The organism is Bradyrhizobium iriomotense (genome assembly GCF_030160715.1).
Lineage (GTDB): Bacteria > Pseudomonadota > Alphaproteobacteria > Rhizobiales > Xanthobacteraceae > Bradyrhizobium > Bradyrhizobium iriomotense.
This window is the reverse complement of the sequence record NZ_BSOW01000052.1, coordinates 24,222-42,424: the sequence shown is the minus strand read 5'-3', so window position 1 is coordinate 42,424 and position 18,203 is coordinate 24,222. Positions and strand designations below refer to the sequence as shown.

Sequence of the window (18,203 nt, the reverse complement as noted above, 5' to 3'; positions counted from 1 at the left end):
TCGGACCGCGCGTGCTGCGGCAATTGCTGTCTGCGCACGCAAGATCAATGGGATCGAGAAAGTCTTTCAACCGAGGCCTAGCTGATAAGATCACGTCAATAGATTTATCATGTTCCATTTCCTCCTTTTGATTACTGGAAAGAGCGGTCCGCAATCGCAAGGAGATTAACCGCCATAGATTTTCAGAGATTGCGGTCGCGCAAGGAGCGCCACCACTTCGTTGACGTCGACATGCGCTCCTGATCGAATGGCGCAGACGATGGATGTGGTAGACGCGCGGAGATCAATGGAATTAGCCGACAAAGAATCCATTGGATGCAGGATACCTATGAGGTCTCCCTGCTTCACTTCATCCAACACCGAGCAGCGAGGTTCGAAGATGCCCCGAGCAGGCGATTTCAGCTCGTCGGACGACCGCGTTTCAAGCGTCTGGTTTGACTTATGTTGACGGAAGGCCGGACGTTCGGCTTTTCCCTCGACGAGTCCAAGCGCGATGAGTGCGTTGTGTACTCCAACTTCGTAGATCGCGAGAGCTTCTGAGCCGACGGTGCCGCCGCCGAGTTCAGCGCAAACGAATACCTTGCCCTGGCTGTGGGCCAACATATCGAACATCCCAGATGTATCGTGGTGTTCCCAGACCAATGTCATGGGAAATTTGAATGCTTCAGCCATTCTGACGGTCTTGGCCATGAGATCGGCATCAGCGATGGGATGCGTCGTGCTCGACGGTGGCAAATCCCAGTTTGGTCCGAAGCTGTGCAGATCAAATACTATATCTGCCATTGGCAACAATAGGCGGGAAACAGCATCGGCAATGCGTTCGGTTACCGAACCGTCGGCGCGGCCCGGAAACACTCGGTTGAGATTTAACCCGTCGACCACAGTATTGCGACTCCATGCTTGCACGGCCGGTGGATTGAGCACCGGTACGACGATGACCCTTCCACAAGTCTGCGCTTCGGGCAGCCAGTCAATGAGCCGCCGGGCTACGATTGGCCCTTCCAGTTCATTGCCATGACAGCCTCCAGTGATAAGAAGACGGGGTCCCTCCCCCTTATTGAGGCTGAAGACCGGGAGCGGAAGAGCTTCGCAGTCAGCACCTTTTGGGACAACAAGGTGCCCCTTGCTCATGCCAGGCTGGTCGATATCAAACGTAAGGTGTGGTGTTTCGCTCACTGGTCGGCCTCCATTAGTACAGTGTTTACGAGAGTAGTCGCCGGCCTGCGCCTGTTTCCGCTTGCGGCGGCGCATGCCCGACGTTGTTTAGCTTCAATCCCTTGGCTAGCGTCGTTCCAAGGAAAGGCCCTTAATGAAAGACCTGCGTGCGAAGCTTCCTAAGCTCTCCTTCAAAGTGTGCTCGGAACTTTGTGTGAGGTGTCGAGCCAGTTGCAACCTGCGAACCATTTGTGGTCGGCCTTCCCGGCGAGCCGTGAAGCGGTCTACGCATTTCTTGGAGCAAAGGGCAGTCCGCCACGAGTAGTGGCGGATCAGCCCGAACCTTCCGCCGCAGACGGCACAGCACTTTCCTGTACCATGGAGGGAATTATGAGAGCTGTTTCGCATTCTCGCCTCCTGTTGATGCCATGCGGATAGCCGCCGCGTATCTTCGCGGCGCCGCACCTTGCGCGCACGTCGGTGCGGCGTCGACAGTCTAAGTCCCACTGCATGAACGAACCGGCGCAATAGTTGATTCTGATGTGCGCCTGCTGGTCGAAGCGGCGCGCTCTATCGCGTGCCTCGCTTGCCAGATCTTGATGATTACTTGTGCCGATATTGCAATGCTAGTTAATGCAATGATTCGCGCTTTATCGCTGTAATCCTGCGCCCATCTCGGATCAGTCAATGAAATTCGACCCATCAGGCCGCGGCTGCGCATAGCTCCGATCGCCAGTAGTAATCTATGAGACCGTCTTCTCGCTCGGATGGGCGGGATGGACGGGGTAGGGCCAAAATATTTAGAGAGCGGGCGAGAATGTTGACGTGCCTTTCTAAGCTGCTTGAATCCCGCGCAGGAAGCGGTCTCGCTGACACTTTAGCTGTAGCTGTGAGCTTGCGTTGCCAGCAGTTCGGCAGACATCACCATCTACATCAATCTCGCGTCGCGACAGGAGCAGCACATGAAATATGCGATTGGACTACTCCTTGCCGGGTTACTCGTCGGTCCAGCACTGGCTCAAAAAACTCACCGAGAACCTATGCTGATTGAGCAGATACGGCCCGGCGTGACCTACGAGGATTGTGTCACCCGGTGCCAAAGGTGTGGATGCGGCAAGAATCCGCACTGCATCAAGAATTTCTGCACCGGTTATCCCCATCGAAAGCCCGGCGCGGCACCGTTGCCAGTGGTCGGTCCACAGTACTCATAGGCCCGTCAAGGCTGGGAGCCTCGTTCATCGGCGAATGCCGCCTCTTGGCCCGCCGAGATTGATCGATGGGCTGTTCGTAATGCCCCTGTGAACCGGCAAGACTGATCGCAGCCTCTTGCATTGAAGCAATGGTGTCCAATTCTATCGCAGCCAGATCTATGTCGTCGTTTTGATGACTGTTGCCATGCTGGTCATGCGTCTCGCCGACGATATGCTCGTCCTTCTTGCCGCCGAGGATCGCCTCGATGCCAATCTCATTGGACCATTCGACTCGGCTGCCTCTACGGTGGAGGAGTGCGCCGGCATCCGCTCGCACGTCAGTATCTCTGCCCGGTCGTCGAGCCAACTTTATTCCGCTACGGCCTTCAACGACGCCGGAGCGTCCGCTTCCGGGCTAAGGATCACATTGTCGATCAGCCGAGTCCCGCCGACGTAGCCCGCCACGCAAAGAGCCGCGGGACGCCTGAGGGGATTCGCGGCGTGCTTCAGAGTGTCAACATCGACGAGTTCCAAATACTGCAGCAGATCGAGCTGATCCAAATGACGCCTGGCAATTGCTACCAGAGTGTCGACGTCGCGCTCGCCTGCTCGGAATTCGCCTTCTGCAGCGAACAGAGCGCGGCTAATGGCAACAGCGTGCTGGCGCTGTTCGCCGTTTAGATATCGATTGCGACTGCTCATCGCGAGACCGTCCGGTTCTCGAACAGTTGGCATCGTGACGATCTCGACCGGAAAGTTAAGATCCGTCGCCATGCGACGCACGACAGCGCGTTGCTGAAAGTCCTTCTGTCCGAAGAACACGACATCTGGCTGTACCATGTTGAACAGCTTGCACACGACCGTCGCCACACCGCGAAAGTGCCCCGGCCTGAAGGCTCCGCACAACGGCTTTGCGAGTTCGCCTGGTTCGACAAAGGTCTCAAAGCCTTCCGGATAAACCTCCCGGGGATCCGGAGCAAAGACGATCGAGACACCCGCATCTCGGCACAGCCTTTCATCGCGAAGAAAATCGCGCGGATACGTGCTGAGATCCTCATTCGGCCCAAACTGAGTGGGATTCACAAATATACTTACGACCGTAGCGTCGCTTTGCGCCCGGCTTGCCTCGACCAGCGCCACATGACCGTCGTGCAGGTCACCCATCTTCGGGACGAACCCGATGCGCTTGCCAGCCTTGCGAGCTTTTGCGAGAGCCTAACGAAGCCCGGCGACCGTTGAAGTCGATTCCATGTAGAGTCCCACGTCAGGCTGAATTCGAACGCGTCCAGTTTGAGATCTGTTCTTCCAGGCTTTTGGGAAGCCGATATGATTCTTGTTGTGTCGGGAAGGTACCCTTGCGAACGTCCTCGGCCCAGCGTGACAGCGCATCCTGCAATAACTTAAAACCCTCCACATAGGCGCGAACGAATCTGGGACGACGACCTTCTGTCGACCCAAGCACGTCATGGAATACCAGGACTAGACCCGAGCACTCCGGTCCCGCACCGATCCCAATTGTCGGTATCGTCAGGGACTCGGTCGCTTGTGCACCGAGTTCTGCGGGGATGCCCTCCAAGACCAGCGCGAAGCATCCTGCGTCCTGGAGTCTGTGCGCATCATCGAGCAGGCGTAACGCGGTGTCGGCTCTCTGGCCCTGTACCTTGAATCCACCCATGACATTGACGCTCTGCGGAGTCAGGCCGAGATGGCCCATGACCGGAATTTCGCAGTCGACCAAGGCCCGGACTGTCTCGACACGATTGGCACGACCCTCCAGTTTCACGGCGGCGGCGCCACGTTGCAGGAAATCGCCCGCGTTGCGTATCGTCTCCTTGATACCGAGCTGAAAGCTAAGAAAGGGCATATCGGCAACGAGCAAGGCCCGGGGTCGTGTGCGCACGACAGCCTCGAGGTGATGTTTCATCATCGCCATGCTCACCGGCAAAGTGTCTTCGAATCCGAGGCAGACGTTTCCGACGCTATCACCGATGAGTATGATGTCCACTGTGGGATTGGCGATACGTGCTGTAACGGCATCGTAAGCGGTGGTCATTACGATACAACGCCCTTCCTCCTTCCATCGCTGCAGAACCGGAATCGTGACGCGTTCGATGGGGGGGCTCCGCAGTGTGGCTCATGCAAGATTCCGATCTATCCAGTATGGCGCGATGACACAAATGAGGAAGCTGGCACAATGTGCCGGGTTCGAGCTAGCTGCCCGCGCAGGGCCCCTCGGGAGAACCTCTGAAACTGCGCTGATCTCATTAACTGGCGCCGCCATCAAACGCCTCAGTTTTCAGCGGAGCGGCGTAGCTTGCGCTCTGGCAAGAATGGAGCGAGCACGAATTCGGACCGGGGCATCGACCATGGCGCCATCGACTGCAACTGCGCCCTCACCCGTTCTAAGCACCTTCTGTGCCCAGGCGATTTCTCTTTCGTTGGGTCGGAAACCTGCGAAAATCGACCCAATCTGGCGCGGATGGATCGCGAGTTTTCCGCCAAATCCGAGATCGCGGGCATAGCGGGCGTCTTCCCTCGCAAGGTCATCGTTATCGACCGAGGTCGTGACACCATCAAGTGGAGGCACTTTTCCTGCGAGCCGGGAGGCAAGAACCAGACTGCATCGCGCCGAAAGCAAGGCTTCACGGGTGTGGCAGCAACCCAGTTCAGCGCAGAAATCGATGGAGCCGAAAGCTAGCCGCACTATTCCCGGGAACGCGGCAATTTCGAAGGCGTCTCTGAGCCCGCGAGCTGTCTCGATGAGCCCAATTATCGGTAAGCGCCGCCGTAAATCGGCAGCCAACCGCAACAGCGGTTTACCTATTTCAGCCTTGGGCAGAACAACTCCGTTAATGGGAAGCGAAGAGACAAGCGCCACGTCGTCGCTATGCCACGGGGTACCCGTGGCATTGATACGCACGAGCACAGGATGATCCGACAGACCGAGGAAAAGGTGAAGCGATCTACGCGCTTCTTGTTTTGCCTCCGGCGCAACGGCATCCTCCAGGTCCAGAATGACGGCGTCCGCGCCCGAAGCAGCGGCTTTCTTGAACCGCTCAGGCCGGTTTGCCGGGACAAAGAGCGGCGCAATAAAATCGAGCTCGGAAGTCTGCATCAATCCACTTTCGCTCTCGGGAACTCAAGTTGCCGGACGAACCACAGACCAGTGGTCCATGGTCAAAAACGCGGGCACCAGCCATGAACCTTACCAGTCCCCTGAGGGACCGCCCCGCCCGCCATCGGCAACGCCGACTCTTCGGCGCGATCCCTCTGAGTGGAGGCCGGTCCGCCTGAAGGCCACAACGCTCCTGGATCGTTGCGCCAGCACCCTCAATTTTTGATCGGGAAAAGGCGCTTGCGGCTTATCGGGGGCTAGATTTCGCGATGGCTCACAGCTGAATAAGCGTCCGATGATCATTTGAGTGGGCCTGCATAGAAGCCCTTGTAATCGGAGAAGCGCCTCGATTGTCCTCGAACCACGCCAAGGTGGCGCAGGAGTTCAGCGATTTTAGGCGTTTTACGCAAGATTCCAGCCAAACTGGCAACGAGCTTGGCCCCGAGAACTCAGTCGGCTTCCCTCGACAGCCGAGGAACCGAAGAACCTCGCGGCGTCCGCTTCGAGATATTCGTGTTCAGGCCTGCCAAACCTTTCAGAGAACAGAGAGGCGGCGGCTTGCCCAGCATACCTGCGCAGAGTGCGTTTTTTCATCGCTCATTTCGTGTAAAGCGTTAAAAACCGCAGTGAGGATGCTGTAGTCTGAGCGGCTGTCGAACCTTGAATGTCGTTTTCAGATCGTTTCGAGGTAGCCGTCCACGAATATGCATTCAATTAAATACGTACCCTCCCAGTCTGACGAAACCATGCAAATCACAAGAACTCGGCGGAGCTTCATCCGCGTCCGGTTGACTCATCAGCTCGCTTGCCGCAGCCGAGCGTAGCAAGATGCATTTTCACCCGATACCGCGCACGGCATCAAATTCGAGGTCAAGATTCGGCGAGAAGAATATTCCGCAGTTGCCGCGGTCGAGCGCGTGCCACATCGGGGTGAAGCTGCTGGTATGTCGCAGGAACTGACGAGGCAACGGGCCCGGTCGTTGACGCTCATGCTTAAAGCACGAAAGTCGGATCCCCTCGCACGAGGTTACAAAGATAACCCCACAGCGATACGTCACAGCGAGGGCGGATCTCGTAAGGTTTTCACTCTGGAGCGGCACAAATCAGATGGGGCGTACCCATTCACCAGCAGGCGGTTCTCGGATCAACTCTTCAATCTGTCGGAGGTAGGGCAGTAACCGAGATGACCGATTCTCCCAAGTCCTCGACGTTCAGTGCTGAAGGCATCACCGCGCCGCTCCGCCACCTCATCTTCCGGCGCATCTGGCTCGCGAGCCTGCTTTCGAATTTGGGCGCCCTAATTCGGAGCGTCGGCGCGGCGTGGGCGATGACTCAGATGACGTCGTCGGCCGACAAAGTCGCGCTAGTCCAGACCGCGTTGATGCTGCCCGTCATGCTGATCTCTATGCCGGCCGGCGCAATCGCCGACATGTTTGACCGGCGCGTTGTGATGCTCGTCTCCCTCGGCATCTCGCTCGCTGGCGCGACCGCGCTGACGGCGCTTGTCTGGCTCAGGCTGGTCACGCCGGACTTGTTGCTGATGCTGTGTTTCGTGATCGGCAGCGGCGTCGCCTTGATAGATCCTGCCTGGCAATCCTCTGTGAGTGAGCAGGTGCCGGCTGAAACACTGCCAGCAGCCGTCGCGCTGAACAGCATCAGCTACAATATCGCGCGCAGTGTGGGACCGGCAATCGGAGGCATTGTGGTTGCGACCGCAGGCGCAGTAGCTTCGTTCGCCTTGAACGCGTTGCTATACCTGCCACTCATTATTGCGCTATCCTTGTGGAAGCGAATTTCCGAACCTTCGCATCTGCCCCCTGAAAAGCTAAATCGTGCTATCATTTCGGGGGTCCGCTACATCGCTAATTCGCCCTCGATCAAAATCGTTCTGATCCGCTCCGTGATTACTGGCGTTATCGGTGGCGCCATCATTGCACTGATGCCGCTAGTCGCACGCGATCTCCTCCGCGGCGACGCGCAAACGTATGGAATTACGCTCAGCGCGTTTGGTCTAGGCGCGGTGATCGGGGCGCTCAATATACCCGAAGTGCGGAAGCGCATGAGCGGCGAGGCAGCAATCCGCGCCTGCGCACTGTCGATGGGTGGGGCGCTTGCCGCGGTGGCTTTGAGCCGCGATCTGATTTTGACATCGGCTGCTCTTGTCCTCGCGGGGGCCGTGTGGATGACGGCGTGGGCCCTGTTCAACATTGGCGTGCAGCTGTCGGCGCCGCGATGGGTGGCGGGACGCTCGCTCGCGGCCTACCAAGCGGCGAGCTCAGGCGGGATTGCTGTCGGTAGCTGGGGCTGGGGTCGTCTGACCGATGCCGCCGGCGTCGACTCGGCACTTTTGGTATCGGCCGTCCTGATGTTGATTTCTCCGCTATTGGGTCTCTGGCTTCGTATGCCGCGCATCAACGCGCGAAATGAGGACGCCCAGGCGCTCGCGCGTCCTGACGTTCGGCTTGCGCTAACTGATCGCAGTGGACCACTTGTGCTAGAAATCGAATATCGCGTGCCACAAGAGAATGCGCGCGCCTTTCACAATGTCATGCAAGATGTGCAGCTGTTCCGGAAAAGGAACGGCGCGTATGGCTGGTCGATCGCACGCGATATCGCCGATCCTGAACTGTGGACCGAGCGCTACCATTGCCCGACATGGCTTGATTATCTACGTCAGCGCAACCGCTCGACCCACTCCGAGCGCGCGCTGGATCGGCATGCGGCGTCCTTCCACGTCGGTCCGGAGCCCGTGCGTGTCCGTCGCATGCTAGAGCGCCCGTTCGGATCCGTGCGGTGGAAGGATGAAGTGCCCGACCGAGCCGCCAACGAAGTTTTGCTCGGTGACCATACGGGGACTCGAACATAGTAGCAGTTGTCGCTGAGATCCGCGCCAATCGCGATCCGGTGACTGGCAATCGCGCGGCAAGAGTCTGCTTGACACCGCGCGCGATCCTGATTGGCAATGCGCTCCAAGCCAGCCGAGCGCGACATCAGCCGCACGGCCGATCGAAACCATTCGTCTGCAATCCAGCGACCAGCGCGTGTTGGACCTCGCCTCGACCAAGATCGGCACGGGCGCCCCCACGGTGGAAGCGACCCAGCTCGGCGCAGAATCGACATTCGGCATCGGGCCGGCAGCGATTTTCCTCTGGCTTAAGAGTCTGTTCTCATGTGCTTGCCAACGATTTCGATGCCTCGGACGAGGCCGCCCCCCGGATGTCGCCGTATCCCCAGTATTTGGGTAGACACAGGGACGAGAATTTACGCGATCATATCGCACGAAGGTGGGATGCCGGCGATACAGGTGTGCCTAACACTTGTAGTGGATTATCCCTGATTGTGCTTATATCGGTCACCCGATCGTGGCGACGGCCGCAAACAAGGTGATCGAGATTCTGGCAGATCCAGAGTAATGGGAGGTGCGGGCGAGCACCTCCAACTCGGTCTCGTCGAGGGGCTAGGCCGCCCGCCATTTTCGAAGAGAACCATCGCGTTAGCCACCTGAATGACCAAAGTTCAGTCCCAGCTGCTAAGCTGCGGAACCGCAGAATCCGCCGAAGGCATCGGCAGCATCTCGGATGCCGGCATAGATTTCATCAATGTCTGCTGCCATTACGCAATAAGGCGGCATCACGTAGATCGTATTCCCGAGTGGTCGTAACAGCAGATTTCGATCTTTAAAGAACGACTGAAGCTTTGGACCTATGCCAGCGAGATAGCCTGCATCGCTCGCTTTGAGGTCGAGCGCCGTGACAGTGCCGGTCCGACGGACGTTTTCAAAACGCGCGTCCGCGCGGAATGGCTCAATTGCATTCTCTTGCATAGCTGCGACCGACATCATGCGGCAACGCGTTTCCGGATCCTTCCAGAGCTCCAGGTTCGCCTTTGCGGCGGCACAGGCCACCGGGTTTGCCGTATATGAGCTGGAATGAAAGAAAGTACGCGTTCGATCACTTGAATAGTGAGCCTCAAAAATGTCTGCACGGCAAAGTGTCACAGCGAGCGGAAGCGCTCCTCCTGTGATTCCCTTGGAATAGCAGACGATATCGGGCGTGATGTTCGCCTGCTCGCTCGCGAACAAGGTTCCGGTGCGGCCCCAGCCCGTCATGATTTCATCAGCAATGAAAAGGACATCAGCGACCTCGCAGATCCGCTTCATCTCTCTGAGCACCCAAGTTGGGTACATCAGCATGCCACCGGCCCCCAATATCAGGGGTTCCACGATAAAGGCCGCCGGACGCTCGTTCCGACATGCAGATGCGAGCGCATTGAGCGTTCCCGCTCTCGACCTTTTACGGGGAACGGGATGGAGGTAACGAACAGCAATGGACCGTACGCTGCGTTGAAGACGCCGCGGGCACCAACCGACATCGCTCCAACAGTGTCGCCGTGATAAGAATGTTGCATCACCACAATGTGCGTTCGTTCTTTGCCGTTGTGATGCCAATAACCGAGCGCCATCTTTATGGCGACTTCCACGCTAGCTGAGCCGCTGTCGGAAAAAAATACATGATCAAGGCCGCGCGGTGCGAGTCTGAGAAGGCGTGCTGCAACGTCCTCAGCGGGATCGTGGGTATAGCCGGCAAAAATGATCTGGTCGAGCTTGCCTGCCTGTTCCTGAATGGCGCATACAATCGGCGGATGGCAATGCCCGTGGGTCACGACCCACCAGGATGAGATTGCGTCGATGATACGGCGACCATCTGCTGTGTGGAGATACGCGCCATCGCCACGCACGACCTTGCTCATTTTGCCTTCAGGCGCGTGCCGTGTAAATGGATGCCAGATCGGCGAGGTCTTTCGTTGCGTCATGGTTTGAAATCGTGCTGGAGGGAATGCGGATTTGAACGCAGCCCTGAGCGTTCTCGATGTGAGCGGAGAGAGCAATGGCAATCGCCCCAACCAGCGCACCCCTCCCATCTCGCAAACTGCATTCTCAGTTTCGGCATATTGATCGCCGATGAATGCAACTCCGAGGATGGGAATCTGGCGCCTGCGCAGCGCTTCTATCGACAACAGCGAATGATTGATCGTGCCCAACTCCGTGCTCGCGCAAAGCACGACTGGAAGCCGCCATCGCTCGAAGATGTCTACGTAGAGTGTGCTGCCATCTAGCGGCACCATGAGCCCACCGGCGCCCTCGATCACGAGCGGCCGGTCCCCGAGGTCCGGGACGTTGAGCGAATCGACGTCGATGCGAATTCCGTCAAGCTCGGCGGCATGATGGGGCGAAGCGGGCGTTCGAAGGCGATATATCTCCGGCACGATGCGATCAGGCGAGAGACGCCGAGCTTTGCGACTAGCTGGCTATCAGTCTCTTCATCAAGCCCAGCCTGAATCGGTTTCCAATAATTGGCTCCGATAAGATCGGCGAGCCCTGCGGAGAACACCGTTTTCCCGATGCCCGTACCTGTGCCGGTTACTACTATCCGCAGGCTCACCGAGACCAGCCCCTGGTCTGCTCAATCAGAGCATCAAGCATCGCACGCACGTCCTCCTCTCCAACGTTGAGCGTCAATGATATTCGCAAACGGGCTGTGCCTGCCGGTACGGTTGGCGGTCGGATTCCGCGAATATCGAAGCCACGCGCCTGCATCGCCGAGGCGAGCTGCATCGCTTGCGCATTGTCTCCGACGATATACGGCACAATATGCGACTCCGAAGGACATCGCAGACCGCGGGCCTTCATCTCGCGATGTGTGAACGCGACCAACCTTGCCAAGCCCTGCTGGCGTTCAGGCTCCTGCTGCAAGATCAACAACGCGTCGCGAACGCCAACTGCCATCAAGGGCGATGGCGCAGTCGCGAAGATGAACGGACGACAGCGATTGATCATGAAATCGCGTATGGCCGTGGAAGCCGTCACAAGTGCGCCGGCCGCGCCCAGCGCTTTGCCGCAGGTGTGGATGACCACCAGATTTTCGCTTCTCTCATAAGGCGCGGTCAGTCCTCGTCCCTGCTCTCCATAAACCCCGGTGGCCTGCGCCTCGTCCACCATCAGGAATGCGTCATGCCTGCTCGCGATCTCGACCAGGTCTTTGAGCGGCGCGAAATCGCCATCCATGCTGTAGACACTTTCAACGACGATCCAGACGCGACCCACTCCTCCCTGCGACCGCCAGTCACGAATGGTGTTTTCGACTGATCGGGGATCGTTATGATCGCTTATCCGAAACTCCGCCCGCCCGGCTCGCGCGCCTTCATGGATACTCGCGTGCACAAAAGAATCGAGAACGAGTAGATCGTCCCGCTGCGGCAGCGTTGTCAGGACGGCGAAGTTTGCGACATATCCGCCTCCAAAGAAAAGCACCGTCTCCGCACCAAAGAACTTCGCAGCTTCCGCTTCGAGATATTCGTGTTCCTCGCAATTTCCGCGGAGAAGCCGCGACCCGCCGGCTCCAATCGGTGTGCCCGCCTCGAGCGCAGCCAGGAGAGCGCGTTTCATACGCGGCGCGCTCGCGAGCGCCAAGTAGTCGTTCGAGGTAAAATCAATCCCCAGGCGGGACTTCAGAGTTCGCAAGCGGTTGTCATCTTTCAGGGCATGCAATACCCTAGCATAGGTGTCAGCTCTGCCGATTCCGGCGGGGTTCATTGTTCACTCCGGGGACAGCTACGAGCCAGCTTTGATGGCCGCAAGGAGACTAAAATTGAGGAGCCCGCCGAGCAGCTCCAAGCCTGACAGAATGCGGTTTTCCCGGCCGACCCGCACGACGCGTGGCTTGAACGCCTTTGCTTCCGCCTCATCAAACAACGCATATGCAGCAATGATAATTTTGTCTCCAGGCATTGCCAGTCGCGCGGCCGCACTATTCAAGCCGATTATGCCCGACCCTGGCGGCGCTTCGATCACGTAGGTGGCAAAGCGCGCTCCAGTGTCGATGTTGAAAATTTCAACACGTTCGTTGGTCAGGAATCCCGCCGCTTCCGATAGGGTGCGATCAATGGAAATCGAACCTCATAGTGCAAATCGGCTTCGGTCACTGAGGCCCCATCGATTTTGCCTTTCATCAATGTGATCTTCATTGTTACACCTGACTTTTTTTGCGTATGGCGCACCCGCAGAGCCGCTTTCAAGCAAGATTGACTTGACGCCGAGTCGAGCTAACAAATTCGCGTCACGGTCGCGCTGCGGGTTTTTGGTGGTCAGCAGCACATCACCAATGAAGATCGAATTTGCTCCGGCCAGGAAGCACAGCGCCTGCAGTTCATCGGTCATATATTGGCGTCCAGCGGACATCCGGACGACGCTCTTCGGCATCATGATCCGGGCGGTCGCGACCAGGCGAACCAACGCGATCGGATCGGGTCGCTCGGCCCTGTCACTGACCGGCACACCCGAGACTTCATTCCATAGGTTGATCGGAACGCTTTCCGGATGGCTCGGCAGATTGGCCAGTAGCACCAGCATGCCGAGCCGGTCTTCGACCCCCTCGCCCATTCCGATAATGCCACCTTGATTCCGGCCTCACGGACATGTAGCAGGGTGTCAATGCGATCCTGCAAAGTGCGGGTGGTGACGATCTTGCTGTAGAACTCCGGCGAGGTGTCAACGTTATGATTGTAGAAATCGAGCCCAGCCCCGGCGAGTCGAGTAGCCTGCGTGGGCGTTAGCATGCCAAGCGTGACGCATGTCTCCATGTCAAGATCCTTGACTGCGCTAATCATCTCGCAGCCTCATCGAGATCTCGATCTTTTGGACTGCGCCAGGCCGCCGCCATGCAGAAGCGGGTGGCGCCGGCGTTCTTGGCACGCCGCGCGGCCGCTACCACGGCGTCGGGATGCATCAGACGGGTGGCTTTCAACCCCGTGTCGTAGTGCGCACTCTGTGAGCACTAGCAGCAATCTTCTGGGCAGCCGCCTGTTTTTATGCGGAGTAGGCTTGCCGCCTCGATGTGATTTGGATCGAAGTTCTCGCGATGAATGCTTTGGGCCTGATGCACCGATGGCGACGTTTCGATCGGGCTGCCTCAGGTCGGGAACGCTGGGAGACCTCGTCGACGGCGGCAGAACTGGCTGCGGCCGTTGCGGTGGAGCCGATCCCAAGTTAATTGGATCGCCCAGTCACAGGACCATTATCCATGATTCGTCACATCGTCTTCTTTACCGCAAAGGATAAAGCCCACATCAATCGAATGATGGAGGGCCTGTCGATTCTGACCACAATTCCGCATGCGCGCCGGGCCGAGGTTGCTCGCAACCACAAGAGTGATCAGCTCGGAAACGAAATTGATGTTGTGGTCTATGGTGAGTTCGACAACGAGACGGAACTCGTAGCCTACAAAGCGCATGAGCTATACCAGGAATCGATCAGGCGGGTACGACCGCTCCGAGAGCTACGGTTAGCGGCCGATTACTATGTATCAACAGAGCCGGCGACGCCCTGAATGGACCTGGTAACCCGAGTTGCCCTGCGCAAGGCAGCTGCAGATCGCGGGATGCCCCCGATTAGTCGATTTCATGACCTTGCGGTAGGCGGCTGATAGAGATGCATGTCCGCGAGTTGCAGTGGATTGAGCCTGTCACGGCGATGCGACGTCTCGCGCATCGCCCGCACCTCACGTTCCTGGATAGCGCGACCCGGCATGAGTTGCTCGGACGCTACTCGTATCTGACCTGCGACCCGTTCAGCACCCATAGGGTCGATGACGGACAAGCGAGTTGCAACGGAGCGGCTCTCGACGGAGATCCATGGATAGCTCTTCGCGACCTGCTCGCTAAGTATCCCCAAGAGCATCACGACGATCTGCCGCCATTCCAAGGAGGTGCGGCCGGCTTTCTTGCTTACGATCTGAATAGGACATTGGAGAGATTGCCGCTGCCGGCAATTCCCGGTCAGGGTTTACCGCAATCCGTGCTGCATTTCTATGATGTGGTGCTCAGCTTCGATCATCGCGACGACAGATGCTGGATTGTTTCTACTGGATGGCCGGAGCCGGATCCCGCGCGTCGAAGATCGCGTGCACGCCGACGAGCGGACGAATTTATGGGACTGCTTGCCGGCTCAGAAACACCCCGAGATCTCTTCCCGGGCGAAGCGGGCGCGTGGCATTCAAACTTCAGTCGGCAACGCTACACTGCGGCGGTAAACCGGGTTATCGAGCTCATCCTCGCCGGAGACGTGTTCCAAGCTAACATCTCGCAGCGCTTCAGCGCCGAGCTACCGGCCTCGTTTGATCCGCTTGATTTCTATTCCCAACTGCGGACATTCAATCCGGCGCCGTTTGCAGCTCTCCTACGGTATGGCGAACTCACCATCGCATCGAGCTCCCCGGAACGCTTCCTAAAGCTTGATGGGCGGCGTGTCGAAACGCGCCCCATCAAAGGCACAATCGCGCGGTCTTGTGAGTCTAGGGAAGACAAGCGTCGGGCCGAAATGCTCGCTGCTTCCGAAAAGGATCGGGCCGAGAACACGATGATCGTCGACCTTCTGCGCAATGATCTATCGCGCGTTTGCACCGCGGATTCAGTCGATGTTCCCTCGCTTTGCCAGCTCGAATCCTATGCCTCAGTCCACCACCTCGTCTCGGTAGTTGAGGGTGAGCTTGCACCAGATCGAGATGCTGTCTCGCTTCTTTGCGCTTCCTTCCCGGCGGCTCAATTACTGGGGCCCCAAAGGTACGATCGATGGAAATTATCACGGAGATCGAGGGTGTGACACGTGAGGTCTATTGCGGGTCGATCGGTTTCATCGGCTTCAATGGGCGCATGGATACGAATATCGCGATACGGACGGTAACGATAGAGAACGGCCGGGCTGTTTTTCATGCAGGAAGCGGTATAACGGCGATGTCCAACGCGGAGGCCGAATACGAGGAGACGCTGGCCAAAGCGCAGCGAATCTTTGACGCGTTTGGCGCTGTCACATCCGGTGTATCTTGATTGTCATCATCGACAACTACGACTCTTTTGTCTTCAATATTGCGCGCTACTTCCACACACTTGGTGAAGCAACGGAGGTGCTCCGCAATGACGCCGTCAGCGTCAGCGATATTATTCGCCTGAAACCACGCGCTATCGTTATCTCGCCGGGCCCCTGCACGCCGATTGAGGCTGGATCATCCACAACCCTCGTCCGCGAATTTTCAGGGCGTATTCCAATTCTCAGCATCTGTCTCGGGCACCAGTGTATTGGCAGCATTTTTGGGGACGGGTTGTCCGTGCAAAACGTCCTATGCACGGCCGGTCTTCGTACGTGACGCAGGACCGGCGAGGGCTTTTCCGCGAACTTCCTTCCCCACTTTGTGTTGGGCGCTATCATTCTCTTGTTGTTGAAATCGATGGGTCATCCGATCGGCACCTCGTAGTCACAGCTCGTTCGGAGGAAGGGGAGATTATGGCGCTTGCGCATCGCCATCATCTAACGTTTGGCGTGCAATTCCACCCAGAATCGATACTTACGCAGCAGGGGTACACGCTGCTCATGAACTTCTTGTACCTAGCAGGGAATTTTCGCCGCGTCAGGATAGAGATGGGCGTACGCTGCAACGTTTATGGGCGAACGCGAATATCAGCCATTCAGCCAAGTTTGCGTTTCGTTGGGGCAAGCGCCTCTATCATTTGTATGTGTTCGACCGCCCTTTTTTCCTTGCTGCCGTCTCACTCGCTTACTCGTCTATGACCGGAACTAGGCCTTTCAACGTCGGCAGTGCCGAGAGAGAACGAGAGCTATGCGGGAAGTGGGTGATGACGGCAATGGATAGGCGGCGTATCGAGCCTGCTAGAACCTCTCAAGGAGAGCGATACACTATGAACGAGGCTAGCAACATTGTCCCGCTTCGTTAGCCCGACGAGATCGATGATCCGCTGACCAATGTCCTGCGCGCCGGTGCACGGCAGCTTGTGGCGCAGGCTGTCGAGGCCGAAGTCGAGACATTTCTTGCCATGGTGAAGGACTTGAAGCTTGCCGACGGACGCGCCGGTGTCGTGCGGCATAGTTCCGGCCCGGCGCGGACGATTGCGACCGGCATCGGCCCGGTCGAGGTGGGGCGGGGCAGCGATTCGCGACCGCGCGTCCAGCGATGGCGAGCGGATCTGGTTCAGCTTGGCGATCCTGCCGCCGTAACACGGCGACCAGCTTACTTGCGCAGTTTGGGGATGCGCAGCTCGACCGCACCGGCGCGGTACCCATCGCGCTGGACAACCGCTCGTGACTCTTCTCGCCGTAAGCGGCCCGGCGTCAGGCGCTCGACCTCCATCAGCCGGTGGGCGGCAAAGCCGATCATCTCGCAACAGATCGGCATCAGGGTCTTCTCCACGTCTTCTCCACGAGCCCGCGCAAGTTCATCATGTCGTCGGTCATCAGTTGTTCCTCGAATCAGGTTGGTATCGCAATCCAAACCTTCCGGACGAAATTGGCTTTGATCACGATCCCATCCGTTGCTGCGGTACTATTGCAGGGCGCGCGTGCGGACTCTACCAAGCCGAGCGCCGGGGACACGACCACGTATTTGGCAATCGCACTGCATCGCCAGAAATGCTCCTGAAGGCTGAGTTGTTGCCTCACGCAGATTGCCCCCCAATGGCGAGGAAGCGCAGGGCAACGATGAGGCGATTGAGCATGGCGATGCGCAAGGAACCGAGGTCCGCTTTGGCGCGGCGCTGCAGCATGTCGGGCCGCATCGAGAAGGGCCGCATCCTCAACGACTTCGTCCGGGCTTTCATCGGAAGCATGCGATGCGGTTGCTGCGCTGCGATCCTGACGACGAGAAAGCAGGTCGCCGCAATCGTCCGCGGATCTACCAAGACACCGAGAGAAATGCGCTCATACTGCTCTGGGAGGCTGCAGCCCGGTGTGCGGCAAGCGTCTGAAGGCCCTGCTGCTAATCTTGATTGAATCGGTGGAGCGGCACGGCCATATCGACCTGGCGGCGGAGATGTGCGTTAAATTGTTGTCGATGAGTGCGGCGACGATCGATCGGGCGCTTCGGTGCGTTCGTGAGCGAAGCCGCCGGCAGCGCAGTCGCTCTCTAGCAAGTGCTCTGCGACGCAGCGCCCCTGTTCGGGCGTGTGGTCCGACGAATGGTCGGCTATCGATTCGAGGGGCTCGAAGCGACTGGACTGCTGGCTCGGCTGTATCGTTCGGCCCGCTTGTTCGTGAATTTTTTCCGGCCGTCGCTCAAATTGATACGAAAGGAGCGCGACGGAACGCGTGTCCACAAAATGTACAGCGCCCCCGCGACCTCATCAGCGGCTGTTTGCCGAAACAAGAGCACCTGATGCAGTCCTCGCCCGCGCCAATGGAATGTATGCCGGCCTGGATCCGGTCGCCTTACTGCGCGATATCCAGCCCGTGCAGAAGCAGTTGGCCAGTCTCGTCGACGCGCCCCAGCGAACCATCCAACTGCGACGCCGCTGGTGAACAGTTCTTGTCGAGCTTGCGTAGCATGGAAAGAAGGAGCGGGACGCCCGACCGAAAGGCCAATTGCGAAGCCGAAGCGAGAGCGACGACTCCCCGATCCGCTCGTCAAAGCCACGCCACAGCTGCGCGAATAGTTCGAGGCCGAGCCGTGGCGGACCAGTAGCGAACTCGTGTCCACGTTTCAGGCAGAAAACTCCGGGGTCTGCCCGAACAAAGCACTCCGAACTCTTCAACGTCCTCCAAGTTTTTGCGCAGCGAGCAAGCGCACCGGTGTTTGGCTCCGGGGAAAACGCGGCACAAATCGACGTGATCGTCACATCACAGGAAAGTCCCCCACTGCTCGACAGAAAAACGGTAATCTAAGGTAGACCGAATTGACCGTGCT

7 protein-coding genes and 10 pseudogenes are annotated in these 18,203 nt (G+C 58.1%); 6 read left to right on the top strand and 11 right to left on the bottom strand.

The window, feature by feature from the left end; all coding sequences use genetic code 11:
• Positions 1-165: 165 nt before the first annotated feature.
• The 5 genes and pseudogenes from QQL28_RS41990 to QQL28_RS41970 form a co-directional block, all read right to left on the bottom strand.
• Complete coding sequence (locus tag QQL28_RS41990) at positions 166-1,176, bottom strand: succinylglutamate desuccinylase/aspartoacylase family protein (protein ID WP_284275226.1); 1,011 nt, start codon at positions 1,174-1,176, stop codon at positions 166-168.
• A 1,110-nt stretch (positions 1,177-2,286) separates the two neighbouring features.
• The gene (locus tag QQL28_RS41985) at positions 2,287-2,682 is read right to left on the bottom strand and encodes a hypothetical protein (RefSeq protein ID WP_284275220.1); all 396 of its coding nucleotides are present in this window, start codon (positions 2,680-2,682) and stop codon (positions 2,287-2,289) included.
• A gap of 32 nt (positions 2,683-2,714) precedes the next feature.
• Positions 2,715-3,596 (bottom strand): annotated as a pseudogene (panC, locus tag QQL28_RS41980) (pantoate--beta-alanine ligase).
• 13 nt (positions 3,597-3,609) lie between these two features.
• A complete protein-coding gene (gene panB / locus QQL28_RS41975; RefSeq protein ID WP_284275239.1) occupies positions 3,610-4,473 on the bottom strand; it encodes a 3-methyl-2-oxobutanoate hydroxymethyltransferase in 864 nt (287 codons plus the stop codon).
• Positions 4,474-4,641: 168 nt separating this feature from the next.
• A complete protein-coding gene (locus tag QQL28_RS41970; protein ID WP_284275218.1) occupies positions 4,642-5,460 on the bottom strand; it encodes an HpcH/HpaI aldolase/citrate lyase family protein in 819 nt (272 codons plus the stop codon).
• 1,183 nt (positions 5,461-6,643) lie between these two features.
• Between QQL28_RS41970 and QQL28_RS41965 the strand changes: the two genes are divergently transcribed.
• Positions 6,644-8,326 (top strand): MFS transporter, encoded by a 1,683-nt coding sequence (locus QQL28_RS41965; protein ID WP_284275217.1) that lies wholly within the window; start codon positions 6,644-6,646, stop codon positions 8,324-8,326.
• A gap of 663 nt (positions 8,327-8,989) precedes the next feature.
• Here QQL28_RS41965 and QQL28_RS41960 read toward each other — a convergent pair.
• From QQL28_RS41960 to bioB, 5 genes and pseudogenes are all read right to left on the bottom strand, one after another.
• Positions 8,990-10,272 (bottom strand): annotated as a pseudogene (locus QQL28_RS41960) (adenosylmethionine--8-amino-7-oxononanoate transaminase).
• Positions 10,270-10,901 (bottom strand): annotated as a pseudogene (gene bioD, locus QQL28_RS41955) (dethiobiotin synthase); the annotation flags it as partial. The pseudogenes QQL28_RS41960 and bioD, both read right to left, overlap by 3 nt.
• Positions 10,898-12,052, bottom strand: a complete 1,155-nt coding sequence (locus QQL28_RS41950) for an 8-amino-7-oxononanoate synthase (protein ID WP_284275216.1) — start codon at positions 12,050-12,052, stop codon at positions 10,898-10,900. The pseudogene bioD and the gene QQL28_RS41950, both read right to left, overlap by 4 nt.
• An 18-nt stretch (positions 12,053-12,070) precedes the next feature.
• Positions 12,071-12,483 (bottom strand): annotated as a pseudogene (gene panD / locus QQL28_RS41945) (aspartate 1-decarboxylase).
• A 52-nt stretch (positions 12,484-12,535) separates the two neighbouring features.
• A pseudogene (gene bioB / locus QQL28_RS41940) lies at positions 12,536-13,394 on the bottom strand (biotin synthase BioB); the annotation flags it as partial.
• Between the two features lie 144 nt (positions 13,395-13,538).
• Between bioB and QQL28_RS41935 the strand changes: the two are divergent.
• From QQL28_RS41935 to QQL28_RS46400, 4 genes and pseudogenes are all read left to right on the top strand, one after another.
• Positions 13,539-13,844, top strand: a complete 306-nt coding sequence (locus tag QQL28_RS41935) for a Dabb family protein (RefSeq protein ID WP_284275213.1) — start codon at positions 13,539-13,541, stop codon at positions 13,842-13,844.
• A 101-nt stretch (positions 13,845-13,945) separates the two neighbouring features.
• Positions 13,946-15,339 (top strand): annotated as a pseudogene (pabB, locus tag QQL28_RS41930) (aminodeoxychorismate synthase component I).
• Positions 15,336-15,913 (top strand): annotated as a pseudogene (locus QQL28_RS41925) (anthranilate synthase component II); the annotation flags it as partial. The pseudogenes pabB and QQL28_RS41925, both read left to right, overlap by 4 nt.
• A gap of 338 nt (positions 15,914-16,251) precedes the next feature.
• Positions 16,252-16,516: pseudogene (locus QQL28_RS46400) on the top strand (IS256 family transposase); the annotation flags it as partial.
• 22 nt (positions 16,517-16,538) lie between these two features.
• Here the strand turns inward: QQL28_RS46400 and QQL28_RS41915 are convergent.
• Positions 16,539-16,759, bottom strand: a pseudogene (locus QQL28_RS41915) (IS256 family transposase); the annotation flags it as partial.
• A gap of 264 nt (positions 16,760-17,023) precedes the next feature.
• Between QQL28_RS41915 and QQL28_RS41910 the strand changes: the two are divergent.
• Positions 17,024-18,128, top strand: a pseudogene (locus QQL28_RS41910) (ISNCY family transposase).
• Positions 18,129-18,203: the final 75 nt, after the last annotated feature.